The sequence below is a fragment of the Enteractinococcus helveticum genome (genome assembly GCF_001657475.1).
In the GTDB taxonomy this organism is placed as follows: Bacteria; Actinomycetota; Actinomycetes; order Actinomycetales; family Micrococcaceae; genus Yaniella; species Yaniella helvetica.
The window spans coordinates 1-13967 of record NZ_LXEY01000117.1 but is presented as its reverse complement, the minus strand read 5'-3'; the positions used below and the strand labels follow the sequence as shown (position 1 = coordinate 13967).

Genomic DNA, 13967 nt, shown 5'->3' with positions numbered 1-13967 from the left:
TCAGTAGATAACATATCCAAAGACATTGGAATGTCTACGCGGAACGTCGATTGGCCTCATAGGACCATGTTCACCGAGTTGAACTTCGCGAGCATCAAGCCGACGACGAAGTCACTAGTTTTGCCAAAACTCCATCCCGGTCTGAAACACCAGACTGGTATCCGGCATTGCTGCAAACAGTCAGTGAAAGAATCTCTGCGGGAGCACGCCGGGCACAGCGTGCTGTCAATCAAGAGCTCATCGTTACATACTGGGCAATCGGCCACGATATTCTTGGCAAACAGCTGCAAGAAGGCTGGGGTACGAAAGTAATTGACCGTCTTGCGTCCGATCTCCGCGTACGGTTCCCGGATGTTCGTGGGTTTTCACCACGGAACCTCAAGTACATGCGTACTTTTGCTGCTGCCTGGCCCGACCCAGCAATTGTGCAACAGTCTGTTGCACAATTGCCATGGGGTCAAAATATTGTTCTCCTCGACAAGCTCAACGACAGCGAGATCCGCCTCTGGTACGCAAAGAAAGCAGTTGAAGAAGGCTGGTCACGTAAGACTTTGATTACGCAGATCGACAGTCGTCTCTTCGAAAGATCAGGCCGCGCAATCACAAACTTCAAATCCACGCTTTCCCTTCGTGACTCTAAACATTCACAAGAGGCAACCAAAGATCCGTATATTTTCGACTTTCTAAACTTTGCTGACCTCGCGACTGAACGTGATCTGGAAAATCAGCTGATCGAACATGTAGAACGGTTTCTTCTTGAGTTAGGACGAGGTTTTGCATTCGTTGGACGTCAGATGCGGCTCGATATTTCAGGAGACGAGGTTTTTCCTGACCTTCTCTTTTATAACTTCAAATTGCGCCGATTCGTCGTTATTGAGCTAAAAACCGGAAAGTTTGAACCAGGGTACCTCGGACAGCTCGGCATGTGTATGAGTGCCGTTGATGATCTCTTGGCACAACCGGATGACGAACCAACCATCGGCCTCCTCATGTGCAAATCGAAAAATAAAATCGTAGCTGAATATGCTTTACGCGGCTTCCAATCCCCAATCGGAGTGGCCGAATGGGCTACCGAATTAGAATAATCAATGCCCGAAGAATTCGCTCGTGGGCTCCCGACAGTCGAGGAGCTCGAAGCTGAGCTTGCCGCCGAGTTCGAAGATGCTTCCGAAGCCGATAGTTAAAAGACAAAGCACCGGTTAACTATCGAGCACAAAAAAGATAGATGGCTCGTGATCGTTCACCGCCTAATTTCCTCAACGAGCCCGCCTGCGAAGAGCTCAAGCCGCTTTTCACAGGTTTCGCTTCAGCAGCTCCTGGGTGAGCGCCCAACTAAGTTCCAGTATGCAGTAAAGCTCAGCGTCAGGCATGCCTTCGAGTGCTCTGAGCCAGTCGTTGAGACCATGTGGCCGGGTAAAATAGGCCAATCCCTGCTTTGCAAGGCGGCTACGATCCTGTTGAGTTTCTACACGCTCGAATGAATCCGCTAGCTCCTCGAAAGATGCCTGCCACTGTGGCTGGTGGAGCTTCGCAAGGTTTTCGCCAAAGTCACGTAGCATTTGCGCCATCTCGAAATTAAATTCGCTGGTCATAGGCCCTGTCATTGTGTCCCACATGCCTTCCATCTTTCCATCTCTCATGATGACGGGGATGCGCCTGTAGATAACTCAGTTAAGGATGAGGCCATGAGGGGTTGGTTCGCTACGCGGTCTGGTCACCCCACGCAATCGTTCGTCACCGTACTGCGGCAGCTTACCCTTGACTACAGAAGCATTAGCGGGAGGGATACATGGCGGGTGGATCGAAGCAGCGCGGGCGCAGCGTCACGTCAAAAGTTTTAGCAATTCTGTCGGCATTCGAACACTCGCGGGGCTCGATGAGCCTTACACAAATTGCCGATCAAGCCGACCTGCCCCTTTCGACCGCCTACCGTCTGGTGGGTGAGCTCATCGATGAGGGCATGCTCGCGCGGGGACCACACGGAAAAATTCAGTTGGGCCTCAAACTGTGGAGTATCGCCCAGAACACCGGCCGCCAACTCCGGGACACGGCACGCCCCTTTGTCCAAGACATGTACTCACTGACCGGTCACACCAGCCAGCTTGCCATTCGTGACGGCGCATCGAGTCTCTATATTGATCGGGTATATGGTCCGCGGCGCGTGCCTCGCGCTTCTCGGGTAGGTGGCAGATTACCGCTACATGCCACCGCCGTGGGGAAGGTTATTCTGGCATTCTCCGAGCCGTGGGTTGCTGAAGCGTATCTGACGCGCGACCTCGAAGCATTCACTCCCCGCACCAAAATCAATCCCAACGTCTTAGCGGCCGAACTGGAAACGATCCGCCAAAACGGGTATGGCATCACCCTGGACGAAGTTCGCGTCGGCGCAAGCTCCATCGCGGTGCCGGTCTATCACACGGGTCGCCTCGGATGCGCCATCGGCTTGGTAGTTTCCAGTGACGCCGCAACCGAAATGTCTCGCCATCTCCCGGTGTTATACGGCACCTCGAAACGGATTGAAGAAGCGACGGCGCATATTCCACTGGAAACACTCCTTGGCGCATTTATTGGCGAAGAATCGGAAGAAATGCGGTAGCCACCTCCCCACCTCCCGCAGATCATTTCCACTGGATGGAAGCCTCGACGGGACTTTTAGCAGTGAGGTGAGCCACACTGTATGGCAGTAGACGTAATGTACCTCACACCAGTGAGTTGCAACCATTACTGCCAAAGGAGATTGTTCGATGTCTCGCACTCAGTCAGTCGGCGGATGTCCCGTCGCACATGCCGCAGCCGCACCGGCGGATCACCACGGCTACGAGCCGTTCAATCAAAATGATCCATTCCCCGCCTACGCCAAGCTGCGACAAGAACAACCGGTCATGTTCGATGAGCGCACGAATCTCTACGTGGTCTCCGCCTATGACGACGTGAAAGCCGTCTTTGAGGATTGGGAGACGTTCTCGTCAGAAAACGCCCAGTCTCCGGTGACCAAACGGGGACCACAGGCAACTCAGATCATGAAAGACGGCGGTTTTACCGTCTACTCGGGGCTGTCCGCTCGTCGTCCACCGGAACACACCCGGATTCGCGCCGTCGCTCAGAAGGCGTTTACCCCGCGTCGCTTCAAGGTGCTGGAGCCCATGATTCGCGATAATGTTCGGGCCTCGATCGAGCGGATGCTGGCCAAAGATACCCCACACGCCGACATTTTGGCCGACGTTGCCTACAGCCTGCCGACCATCACGATCCTCACCCTGATTGGTGAAGATACCGACCCTGAGACCGTGGATCAGTATAAGCGCTGGTCAGACTCTCGTGCCGCGATGACCTGGTCGAACCTGTCAGATGAGGAACAAATCCCGCACGCCCATAATCTTGTCGAGTACTGGGCACGGTGCCGTGAACTCGTCCAGCGAGCGCATGACGAGGGCGGGGACAACCTGACAGCAGATATGGTGCGGGATCAGGAAAATGGCGCCGAAATCGACGATCACGAGATTGCCTCACTGCTGTATTCGCTGCTGTTTGCAGGGCATGAAACCACGACGACGTTGATTTCCAACGCCGTCCGCGTGCTGCTGGATCACCGCGAGCAATGGGATGCCATCGTGGAGGATCCCAAGAAGATTTCCAAGGCCATCGACGAAGTCCTACGCTATTCCGGCTCGATCGTCGCGTGGCGCCGCAAAGCCCTGAAAGACACCGAAATCGGCGGCGTGCCAATTCCAGAAGGCGCCGAGCTCCTCTTGCTGATGGGCTCCGCAAACCGCGACGAAGAACGCTTCGAAGACGGCGACACTTTCGATATCGCCCGGTCCAATGCCAGAGAGCACTTGTCCTTTGGTTTCGGCATTCACTACTGCCTGGGCAATATGCTCGCCAAGCTCCAAACCAAGATTGCCCTGGAAGAACTCACCAGCGCCATCCCCACGTTGGAACTCAACGAACCGGAAGGGATTCCATTCCGCGAAAGCATCTCCATGCGAATCCCCCACCACGTACACGTGACCTGGAATGAGGCCTCAGCATGACGAACGCATTTATTCAACACTTCGATGATGCCACCGAACCGAAGCTAGAAACCCTCGGCGGCAAAGGCGCCTCGCTGGTGACCATGACGGCGGCCGGCATGCCCGTGCCACCCGGATTCGTGATCACCACCGCAGCCTTTGATCAGTTCCTCAACGCCACGTTGGTCGAGCAAGTGGATGAGTTGCTGGCGGGGTTGGATGCCGATAACGTCGCAGCCGTCGACCAAATCAGCGCCAAAATTCGTGACCTCATCCTGCAGTGCCCGGTACCCGAAGCAATCCGCGAAGCCACCCGGATCGCCTACGAACAGCTGCAGGCACAGTTTGATGAGACCGTCCCAGTTGCGGTGCGCTCCTCGGCCACCGCAGAAGACCTGCCCGATGCCTCGTTTGCTGGCCAGCAGGATACCTACCTGTGGCTGACGGGCTACTCGGCGGTCACCGAGCACGTGCGCCAGTGCTGGGCCTCGCTGTTTACCTCCCGGGCCATCCTGTACCGGTTGAAAAACGACATTCCGAATGAGGGCCTGTCGATGGCCGTTGTCGTGCAGAAAATGGTCAACGCCGACGTCGCCGGGGTGGCCATGACCCTGGACCCGACCAATGGGGATCGCTCCAAAATCACTGTTGACGCCTCCTACGGGATGGGTGAAACAGTTGTCTCGGGCACCGTGACCCCGGATAATATCCAGCTCGATAAGGTCACCCTGGACGTCATCTTTGAACACATCGGCGACAAGCACGTTGAGCTCGTGCCCGATGCTAAGACCAATGCGCTGATCGAGCGCGAAGTCGAGGCCGCGCGTCGCCAGATCCGCAGCCTGACGGACGCGCAACTTACCGCCGTCGCACAGCTGGCCAAACGCGCTGAGAAACACTACGGCACACCACAGGACATCGAATGGGCTATTGACGCCGATCTGCCCGACGGCGAAAACGTACTGCTACTGCAATCTCGGCCAGAAACCGTGCACTCGGCCAAGAAACCTGCCGCAAAATCTGCTGCATCCGGTGGCTTTGCCGCCTCGCTGGGGCTGGGCTCCTCCATCTCCTCCATGACCGCCTCATTCTTGAAGTCTTAAAGTCCCGAAAGGCCAACCGACATGACTATGAAATCGTTTCCAAAGCCATCTGAGCTGCCCGTGCCCGAGGGCGCCGAAGGCTGGGAAGACATCTACCCGTACTACTTGGTCTTCCAGGATGAGCTCAAGGCCCAAGAAGACGAAAAATTCTGGTTCTGCGACTCGCAGCACTGGCCCACGGTATTCAAACCGTTTGAGACCATCGGTGGCGAATTCGCCGTCAAGTGCCTGGGCCAGTACAACGCCCGGCACCTGATGATCCCCACCGCCAAGGGCATCGACTTCCGGGTGCACCTGGGCTACCTGTACATGTCCCCCATCCCGGTGCCCGAAGAGGAAATCCCGGCGCGCATCGAAGATTTCGAAGCCCGCGTTGGCCACTACTTCGCCAACTGGGATGAGCTGCTTGAACAGTGGCACATCAAGGTCAAAGACACCATCGCACAGATTGAGGCCCTGGACTTCTCGCCACTGCCCGAAAAGGTGCCCTTCGAGGACATCACCTCGGGCAAGGCCATGGACGGCTCCGAACGGCTGTTGGAAAACTACGACAAGCTCATCCAACTGGCCTATCGAAACTGGCAGTACCACTTCGAGTTTTTGAACCTCGGCTACATCGCCTACCTCGACTTCTTCAACTTCTGTAAAGAAGTGTTCCCGAATATCCCGGACCAGTCGATCGCCGCGATGGTCCAGGGTGTCGATATGGAACTCTTCCGTCCCGATGACGAGCTGAAGAAACTCGCCAAGCTAGCCGTCGAACTCAACCTGCAGTCGGCATTCGCTAACACCGACGACGCCGATACCACCCTGGCAGCTATCGCCGCACTGGACGGCGGGGACCAGTGGCTGGCCCAGTGGGAGGCCGCTCAGGATCCGTGGTTCAACTTCACCGTGGGCAATGGGTTCTACGGCCACGATAAATACTGGAGTGAACACTTCGATATTCCGCTGGGGTACATCGCCGATTACATTCGCCGGCTGGACGACGGCCAGGACATCATGCGCCCAACCGAGCGCCTGATCGCCGAAAAGGAACGCATCGTCGAAGAATACCGCGACCTGCTGGATGAAGAATCCGCCGCGGTATTTGAAGCCAAACGCCAGCTGGCCGTGACCGCCTACCCGTACGTGGAAAACCACAACTTCTACATTGAACACTGGACCATGGGCGTGTTCTGGCGCAAAGTCCGCGAACTGGGCACCATGCTCGCCGGCCTGGGTCTGTGGGACACCGCCGACGACATGCTGTACCTGAACCGCAATGAGATTCGCGATGTGCTCTTCGACGTCGTCATGTACCACGGCGTTGGTGCCGACGCGCCAATCGGTGCGGTGAAATGGCCCAAAGAAATTGCGCGCCGTAAAAAGATCGTTGAAGCGCTCAAGACCGCCCGCCCGGCACCCGCATTGAACACCCCGCCGGAGTCGATCACCGAACCATTTACCCGCATGCTGTGGGGCATCACGACCGAGCAGGTCAACCAGTGGTTGGCAGGTGACGACGGCGATGCAAGCCAGCTCAAGGGCATGGCGGCTTCGCCGGGCAAGGTCGAAGGCACCGCCCGGGTGATCATGCACGCCGATGAGCTGTCCGAAATCCAGCCCGGTGAGATCCTGGTGGCACCCATTACCGCGCCGAGCTGGGGTCCAATCTTCGGCAAGATCAAGGCCACCGTGACTGACATTGGCGGGATGATGAGCCACGCGGCGATCGTGTGCCGCGAATACGATCTGCCCGCCGTGACCGGTACCGGCAACGCCTCGACCACCATCAAGACCGGCGACCGGCTGATCGTGGATGGTGGCAAGGGCACCGTGGAAATCGTCACCGACGAACCGGCCGTCACCGGACCGGGCGCGCATTCCCACGCCACCGCCTAACCAACTGAGCTGGAAAAAGGAGACCCGTGGTAGCAACACAGGACAACACTGCAGACCGAACCACCAATGGTCTGGGCACGGTGGTCATCACCGGTGCCGCCGGTGGGCTGGGCCGAGCCTTTGCGCTGGGTTTTGCCCGCCGGGGCTACCCGGTCGCCGCCGTGGACATCAACGCCGACGGCATTGCCGAAACCGTGCAGGCCGTGACCCAAGCCGGCGGTTGTGCCAAAGGTTTCACCGCTGATGTCACCGATGCTGCCTCGACCGATGCGCTGGCACAACAGGTCAACGAGTTTGCGACCTCGTTGGACACCACCGTGCACGCGGTGGTCAATAACGCAGCGATTTATGCGACCATCAATCGCAGTGCCTTCGAGGACATTGACCCTAACGAATGGGACAAGGTCATGGCGGTCAACCTCAAGGGTCCGTGGATGGTCACCCGCGCGTTCAGCCCGTACCTCACGGCAGGGTCCCGAGTGATCAACCTGGCCAGTGCCACCGTGTACTCGGGTTCGGAACAGTGGGCCCACTACGTCGCCTCGAAAGCCGGCGTCATCGGACTGAGCCGCGTGCTGGCTAAAGAACTGGGTCACCGCGAGATCAATGTCAACACGATCTCTCCCGGGTTCACGCTCACCGAAGCCAGCTACGGGCTCATGGACGACGCCGCCTCCTACGGGGTCCAACGCGGGGCACTCAAACGCGCATCGCAGCCCGAGGACATCGTCGGTGCGGCCCTGTACCTGGCCGGTCCCGACTCGTCATTTGTCACCGGCCAGACCATCGTCGTCGACGGTGGCCGCCAATTCATCTAAGACACCCAACACCACCCACCAGGGTGGGCACAGATTTTTTCAAGGAGCATCTCATGGCTACAGTACATTTCACCGATTACGAAGGTTCCACCATCACCCTTGAGGCCAATGAAGGCGACTCGGTCATGGAAACCGCAGTCCGCAACGGGTTGGAAGGCATTGTCGCCGAATGTGGTGGCTCGCTGTCTTGTGCCACCTGCCACGTCTTCCTCGACCCAGCCGACGCCGATAAGGTTCCGCCCATGTCGGAGATGGAAGACGAAATGCTCTACGGCACCACCGAAGACCGCGAAGACAACTCCCGGCTGTCATGCCAACTCAAACTCGGTGCCGACACCGAGGTGCATGTCACGACCCCAGAAACGCAGGTGTAAACCATGACGACGGCAACCACAGCTCAGACAACCATGCCCTCTTACGCCGGCGCCGACGCCCCCGCGGCAGGACAAGCCACCGGCCTGTTGATCATCGGCGCATCGCAGTCGGGCGTGCAGCTGGCTGGATCCCTGCGAGCGCTGGGCTTCGACGAGCACATCACGCTGCTCGGCGATGAAGACCACCGGCCCTACCAGCGCCCGGCCCTGTCCAAGGAATGGTTGCAGGGCAAAGTCGGCAACGAATCGCTGATCTTCCGGACCAACGACTACTGGGTCGATCACAACGTCACGCTGGTCAAAAACGAGCGCATCGAAGATATCCAACGCGACGCCGATAACCCCGGCGCCGGAGTGGCCATCGGCCGCTCGGGTGCAACCTACCCGTACCGTCGGCTTGCCCTCACCGTGGGCGCGAGCCCCCGCCGCCTCGATGTGCAAGGCGGCACCCTGCCCGGTGTGGTGTACCTGCGCAATGCCGACGACGCGCTGCACCTTAAAGAACTCGTACCCGAAGCCACAGACGTGATCGTGGTCGGTGGCGGGTTCATCGGTCTGGAAGCCGCAGCATCCCTGCACGAAATGGGTAAAAACGTCACCGTCTTAGAACACGGACCGAAACTCATCGGCCGTGCAGTCGGTGACCAAACCAGCGAATACTTCCTCAAAGCACACCGCGAGCGCGGCCTGGATGTCCGACTCGAAACACAGATCGATGAGATCCTGCCCGATGACAACGGCAACGTCAAAGCCGTAAGGCTAACCGACGGCGAAGAAATCAGCGCTCAGATTGTGCTGATCGGCATCGGGGTCATCCCGAACACCCAGCTGGCAGAAACCCTCGGTCTTGAGGTCGACAACGGCATCGTGGTTGACGCGCACGCTATCGCCTCCGACGGCACCACCATCGTGGCCGGGGACGTAGCGAATATGCCAAACCCAGTGCCGGGCTCCCCCGCCGACGAGCGCATCCGGCTGGAGTCGGTCAACAACGCGATCGAACACGCCAAGGTGGCCGCCTACTCGCTGATGGGACGCTCCGAAGAATACGCGGGCATCCCTTGGTTCTGGTCCAACCAGGGCGATATCAAACTCCAAATCGCAGGCCTGTCCACCGGCTATGACCAAACCGTGGTCCGCCATGACACCGAACACGGCAAATTCAGCGTCCTCTACTATCGCGACGGCCAAATCATCGCGGCCGACTGCGCGAATGCACCCCTGGACTTCATGGCCGTCAGACAGGCCCTATCCAAGAGCAAGAACATCGACGCAAACGGTGCAGCCGACGTGTCCACCATGCTGAAAACACTGATCGCCTAACCACACCACCAGCGACAGCACACACCCGCGAAGAAAGACTTCCACCATGACACTTCAAGAACTGACTGCGGCATTCGCCGAGCAATACGCCCAGCGACCTATCCCCGCCGACGGGCCCATCGACACCAGCCACATTGATACCACCCCCGACACCGATGAATTCGACGCCGTCTGGCAGCAAGTCATCGCCGAAACCCGGGCCCGCGGCAACGACTTCCACCTGCCACTCTCCGTGGCCTATGCCCGCCGCCTGTGCGACGCCTACCCGCAGGCCGACCGGGAACTCGTGCTTGTGGCAACTCTGCTGCACGACACCGGCTGGGCCCACGTCGATGAAGACCGCATCATCTCCGAAGGCTTCCGCGGTGACTGGCGAAAATCCGACATCCGCTTTGAACACGAACTCCAAGGCTGCGAGGTCGCTAAACGCGTCCTGCCCGGTCTGGGTTACTCCGACGAGTTCATCGCCAAGGTCACAGCCATCATCGACGGCCATGACACCCGGCAAGAAGCCCACAGCATCGAAGACGCCCTGATGCGCGACGCCGATAGATCCTGGCGCTTCGACCGCGTCGGGATCGCCCTGGCCTCCGGTTGGTTCGGCCAAACCCCCGACTACTACACCGACCGGCTCGAAGAGGAAATCATCCCGGAACTGATCACCGAAGCAGCCATCGCCATGGCCCATGCTGATCTGAAACGCTCCCGAGACCTACTGAAAACGGCGGTGCTCCGATGACCACGCAAACCACATCAAAGCTCACCCGCGATACCATCGAGATTCCCTACCGGCACGTCACCACGCATTTCATCGACGGCGAATGGCGCGAAAGCCAGGGACAAGACACCATCGAGGTCACCGACCCGGCAACCAACACCATCTGGGGTTCGGTACCCGTTGGCAATGAGAAAGACGTCAATGCAGCCGTCGAAGCCGCACACGCAGCCTTCACCACCGGTCCATGGTCGAAGACCACCCCATCCGAGCGCGCCGCGATCATGCTGCGCATCGCCGACGAGATCGAAAAACGCGCCACTGAACTCTCACTGACCAACACCCTGGAAAATGGCTCCCCGGTCGCCGAGACATCCGGTGCCGCATCCAATGCCGCCAGCATCTTCCGCTACTTCGCGACCCTGGCACCAGAGCTTGAAGCCGACGACGTACGACCCTTCCCTAACGGCAAGGGTGAATCACTGGTGCGTAAGGATCCCATTGGTGTCTGTGCACTCATTGCTCCGTGGAACTTCCCGATCAACCTGATGGTCACCAAACTCGCACCTGCTCTGCTGGCCGGGTGCACCGTCGTGATGAAACCCGCCTCCCCTACCCCACTATCATTCCGCATCATTGTCGATGCCCTCACCGCGGCTGGTGTGCCTGCAGGTGTGGTCAACTACGTCACCGGACCCGGACGCATGGGAGATCTCATGGTTCGCCACCCGAAAGTCGCCAAAGTCGCCTTCACCGGCTCCACCCCGGTCGGCCGCCACATCGCGGCCGCCTGCGGTGAACTCCTGCGCCCAGTCACCCTAGAACTCGGGGGCAAATCCAGCGCCATCGTCATGGAAGACGCGAACCTGGATGACATGTCCGCCAAACTTATCCGCTCATGCATGCGCAACACCGGACAAACCTGTTACATCTCCACCCGGATCCTCGCCCCAGCATCCCGCTACGACGAAGTCGTCGACATGGTCACCGAAACCATCGCAGCCGCACCACAAGGAGACCCCTTGGACCCGGGCACGGTATTCGGCCCCTCCGCCAATCATTCGCAATACAAGTCCGTGCTGGAGCATCTGGAATCTGCGAAACAACAAGGTGCACGATTTACCACTGGAGGCCAACCAGCACAACTGGACGCCAAGCTAGCAGAGGGGCTGTTTATCCAGCCAACCGTACTGGCGGATGTTACTCCAGACATGCGAGTAGCACGCGAAGAAATCTTCGGACCGGTCATCACCGTTCTGAAATATGAAGGCCTCGATGACGCCATTCGTCTTGCCAATAACACCGAATTCGGTCTTGGCGGTATCGTCTTCGGTTCCGACCAAGACGAAGCGCTCGAGGTCGCTGAAGCAATGAACACCGGCAGCGTTGGCATCAACTTCTTCGCTTCGAACCATGCCGCGCCCTTTGGCGGACGCAACGACTCCGGCCTCGGCGTCGAATACGGCCCAGAAGGCTTGGCCGCGTACCTATCATATAAATCCATCCACCGAGACTAATGCCTCAACTCGAAGAAGAATATGCTTTTAAATCGATTGGTAGCTCAAATCGCACAGGACCCGCTGGCGCTCGAAGCACTTATGACCAACCCGAAACGTTGGTGTGAGGTTCGTCAAGGTGAACAACTCGACTGAGTGCGAGAGGCGATGGTGAGCTAGCCTTTTACTTGCGCAACACCGCCCCACTCGACGGCGTCTTACCCATTGGCAAGGAGTGATAGCACGGTTTCGCTGCAACGCGATAGGTCTGTGATTAGAATCAGATCTTCAGACTCCGCCACGCGTAGTCTGAAGATCGAACATCTTACGCAAAGAGGATTCCATCGACATTAAATTCACAAACTATTGCCAAGTATTCAACAACCTCCTTCTAACTAACACAGCATTTTTAAGGGCTGCTCGTCTAAGCTATCTCGCCGAAATATGATATAGATTCACATAACGCACAGACCCCCGACCTGAGTACATAAATATCTGTCTTTAATACCTAGGATAAGTTTTACGTACGAATACGCCTTTAATAGATCAGAATCGATTCTGTATCTGTACAATGCATCAGGAGTCTTTGTTTACGAGTCTTCTGTATAAATTTTCATCGATAGTGGGGATTATTCGCTTTGGTAGAAGTTTTCGACAGCACCCCGGAAACATCACTCAATTCCAGGCCACAAAACTTAATCGAGATTGATGAGCTAGCAGTCACGAGTAGCACCCCTACGGAAGTCGTATCTGAATCAGTGTTAGACACCGAAGAAGTTTCTGACCAATTCGACAAGGCTACTGAAAAATTAGAATTTCAGGACCAGCTACAAACACTGTCTACACTACTTCAGGAGCTTGGGTATCAACCGGAGCTAATTGTCGCAGAAGCGGGTGATATCAGCCGTGGTCTGGTATTTAAGTTACCCGCTGGAAGGTCAGAAAGAGCTGTAGTTGTTGACCACAACACAATTGAAACGATTCTTGAGATGGAGCTCCAATCCTGGCGCTCACTCAGGAAGTACGACGGTGTATGGAACCCCGTCGAAGGAACTATTGAAGTCCTTATCAACGAAAGACACGGTGCGCTGCTCCGGTATGGACTCCACAGAGTTCCGAATGCAAGCAAGGTTGATGAGAACTGGGCCTCGGTTCCTGAAGTGGTTCTAACTGACAAAGAGTCAGGTGCGACAATTAGAATTGGATCAATGTCCGACGAAGGTATTGCTCTTATTCGTCGAGGGTATCGAAGCTATACCTCCCGATAAGTCTCAGTTCGTGTTAGTAATGTTTCGATAGCAACTACAGATGCTGCTGACCAACTTATTGAACGAATTACGGATTCTCTGAATTTTGATTTACATGTTTCTCATGGGCTTCCAGTAGTACCCGCGCTCCTTCGTGAGATGCCAAAAGGTAGAAGAGCTAAACGTAGCGGTAAGAAAAGCCCGCTAAACTTTCCGAACAATTCGTATCGCCATGAAGCTATAGCTTTATATAACTCTGGGACTGCTAGAAGCAGCTCGCCTTTGATTAGATACTGGTCTTTTTACCAAGTCCTAGAATACTTCTTTCCTCATTTTGACAAACAAGTTGCGGTGGCTGAGTTAACTCGTTTCCTTAGGAACCCTTTATTTGACCCTCATGACGAAGAGAGCGTACTGAACGTCGCCGAGTTAGCTTCCTCGGTTAGCAACAACGTTAAAAACGAAGAGGAACAACTTTACACTACCCTTAGATCAGTTGTAAGTGAACTCGAAGTAAAAAGGTTTATTCGTGACCATGAGTTAGAAGAGCATCTGAGCGACAAAAACTCGGAGCTCTCGACTGTTAGAATTCAGGTTTCGCGAGAAGAAGACATCCTGCGTCGTCTTGCTGCAAGGATTTATGCAATTAGATGCGGGATTGTTCATTCAAAGAGCACTAATTCTAAGGGTGCCGGATCTGGTCTACTCCCTGGCACCCACCACGATGATTTAATATTGATCGAGTTGCCTCTAATCGAATTTTTAGCTCAACAAGCCCTTTTGAAAACAGCTACTAAATTTCAAATCTGAGCATCTATTTCGACCAGCAGCATTCAAGCATTTTCATAACCCATGAAGGGGTTATATGGCTCTTCGGAATTTTGGGTGTAGATCGGTTTGGTGACCGGGGTGTGTTGAAGGCATAAAAAAGTCGAGGTCTTCCGAAGATGGAAGTGCTCAAACAACACATCTAAAGAAAGACCTCGACATGCCC

The 13967-nt window shown here is 56.3% G+C and carries 13 protein-coding genes; 12 read left to right on the top strand and 1 reads right to left on the bottom strand.

From position 1 onward, the window contains the following. The first annotated feature begins 167 nt into the window (after nt 1-167). Entirely contained in the window at nt 168-1085 is a 918-nt protein-coding gene (locus A6F49_RS16665) for a PDDEXK nuclease domain-containing protein (protein ID WP_235605048.1), read from the top strand. A gap of 207 nt (nt 1086-1292) precedes the next feature. On the opposite strand, the gene A6F49_RS16660 is transcribed toward A6F49_RS16665, so the two are convergent. Further along, complete coding sequence (locus A6F49_RS16660) at nt 1293-1592, bottom strand: hypothetical protein (protein WP_150119570.1); 300 nt, start codon at nt 1590-1592, stop codon at nt 1293-1295. Nucleotides 1593-1789: 197 nt separating this feature from the next. Between A6F49_RS16660 and A6F49_RS16655 the strand changes: the two genes are divergently transcribed. The 11 genes from A6F49_RS16655 (at nt 1790) to A6F49_RS16605 (ending at nt 13783) form a co-directional block, all read left to right on the top strand. Further along, entirely contained in the window at nt 1790-2596 is an 807-nt protein-coding gene (locus A6F49_RS16655) for an IclR family transcriptional regulator (protein WP_043055804.1), read from the top strand. A gap of 148 nt (nt 2597-2744) precedes the next feature. Next, entirely contained in the window at nt 2745-4034 is a 1290-nt protein-coding gene (locus tag A6F49_RS16650; RefSeq protein WP_043055803.1) for a cytochrome P450, read from the top strand. Beyond that, nucleotides 4031-5116, top strand: a complete 1086-nt coding sequence (locus A6F49_RS16645) for a PEP/pyruvate-binding domain-containing protein (RefSeq protein WP_043055802.1) — start codon at nt 4031-4033, stop codon at nt 5114-5116. The genes A6F49_RS16650 and A6F49_RS16645 overlap by 4 nt, the downstream gene beginning before the upstream one ends. Nucleotides 5117-5137: 21 nt before the next feature. Continuing rightward, a complete protein-coding gene (locus A6F49_RS16640; RefSeq protein WP_043055801.1) occupies nt 5138-7000 on the top strand; it encodes a PEP-utilizing enzyme in 1863 nt (620 codons plus the stop codon). Between the two features lie 26 nt (nt 7001-7026). After that, on the top strand, nt 7027-7818 hold the full coding sequence (locus A6F49_RS16635) for an SDR family NAD(P)-dependent oxidoreductase (RefSeq protein ID WP_043055800.1): 792 nt from the start codon (nt 7027-7029) through the stop codon (nt 7816-7818). A gap of 53 nt (nt 7819-7871) precedes the next feature. Next, nucleotides 7872-8192 carry a 2Fe-2S iron-sulfur cluster-binding protein gene (locus A6F49_RS16630; RefSeq protein ID WP_043055799.1) on the top strand — a complete coding sequence of 107 codons (321 nt, stop codon included), beginning with the start codon at nt 7872-7874 and terminating at the stop codon, nt 8190-8192. 3 nt (nt 8193-8195) lie between these two features. Continuing rightward, a complete protein-coding gene (locus tag A6F49_RS16625) occupies nt 8196-9515 on the top strand; it encodes an NAD(P)/FAD-dependent oxidoreductase (RefSeq protein WP_235605047.1) in 1320 nt (439 codons plus the stop codon). A 46-nt stretch (nt 9516-9561) separates the two neighbouring features. Then, entirely contained in the window at nt 9562-10254 is a 693-nt protein-coding gene (locus A6F49_RS16620) for an HD domain-containing protein (protein ID WP_043055798.1), read from the top strand. Continuing rightward, nucleotides 10251-11747, top strand: coding sequence for an aldehyde dehydrogenase family protein (locus A6F49_RS16615; RefSeq protein ID WP_043055797.1), 1497 nt, complete (start codon nt 10251-10253; stop codon nt 11745-11747). Before A6F49_RS16620 ends, A6F49_RS16615 begins: the two co-directional genes overlap by 4 nt. Before the next feature lie 617 nt (nt 11748-12364). After that, nucleotides 12365-12994: a hypothetical protein gene (locus A6F49_RS16610; RefSeq protein ID WP_150119569.1), complete on the top strand. Its 630-nt coding sequence runs from the start codon at nt 12365-12367 to the stop codon at nt 12992-12994. 330 nt (nt 12995-13324) lie between these two features. After that, nucleotides 13325-13783 (top strand): hypothetical protein, encoded by a 459-nt coding sequence (locus A6F49_RS16605; RefSeq protein WP_150119568.1) that lies wholly within the window; start codon nt 13325-13327, stop codon nt 13781-13783. The last annotated feature ends 184 nt before the right edge of the window (nt 13784-13967 follow it).

Bases quoted from the DNA above. Each gene is read 5' to 3' on its own strand.
- A6F49_RS16660 (WP_150119570.1), bottom strand. From the start codon at position 1,592: ATGACCAGCGAATTTAATTTCGAGATGGCGCAAATGCTACGTGACTTT.
- A6F49_RS16655 (WP_043055804.1), top strand. From the start codon at position 1,790: ATGGCGGGTGGATCGAAGCAGCGCGGGCGCAGCGTCACGTCAAAAGTT.
- A6F49_RS16650 (WP_043055803.1), top strand. From the start codon at position 2,745: ATGTCTCGCACTCAGTCAGTCGGCGGATGTCCCGTCGCACATGCCGCA.
- A6F49_RS16645 (WP_043055802.1), top strand. From the start codon at position 4,031: ATGACGAACGCATTTATTCAACACTTCGATGATGCCACCGAACCGAAG.
- A6F49_RS16640 (WP_043055801.1), top strand. From the start codon at position 5,138: ATGACTATGAAATCGTTTCCAAAGCCATCTGAGCTGCCCGTGCCCGAG.
- A6F49_RS16630 (WP_043055799.1), top strand. From the start codon at position 7,872: ATGGCTACAGTACATTTCACCGATTACGAAGGTTCCACCATCACCCTT.
- A6F49_RS16625 (WP_235605047.1), top strand. From the start codon at position 8,196: ATGACGACGGCAACCACAGCTCAGACAACCATGCCCTCTTACGCCGGC.
- A6F49_RS16620 (WP_043055798.1), top strand. From the start codon at position 9,562: ATGACACTTCAAGAACTGACTGCGGCATTCGCCGAGCAATACGCCCAG.
- A6F49_RS16615 (WP_043055797.1), top strand. From the start codon at position 10,251: ATGACCACGCAAACCACATCAAAGCTCACCCGCGATACCATCGAGATT.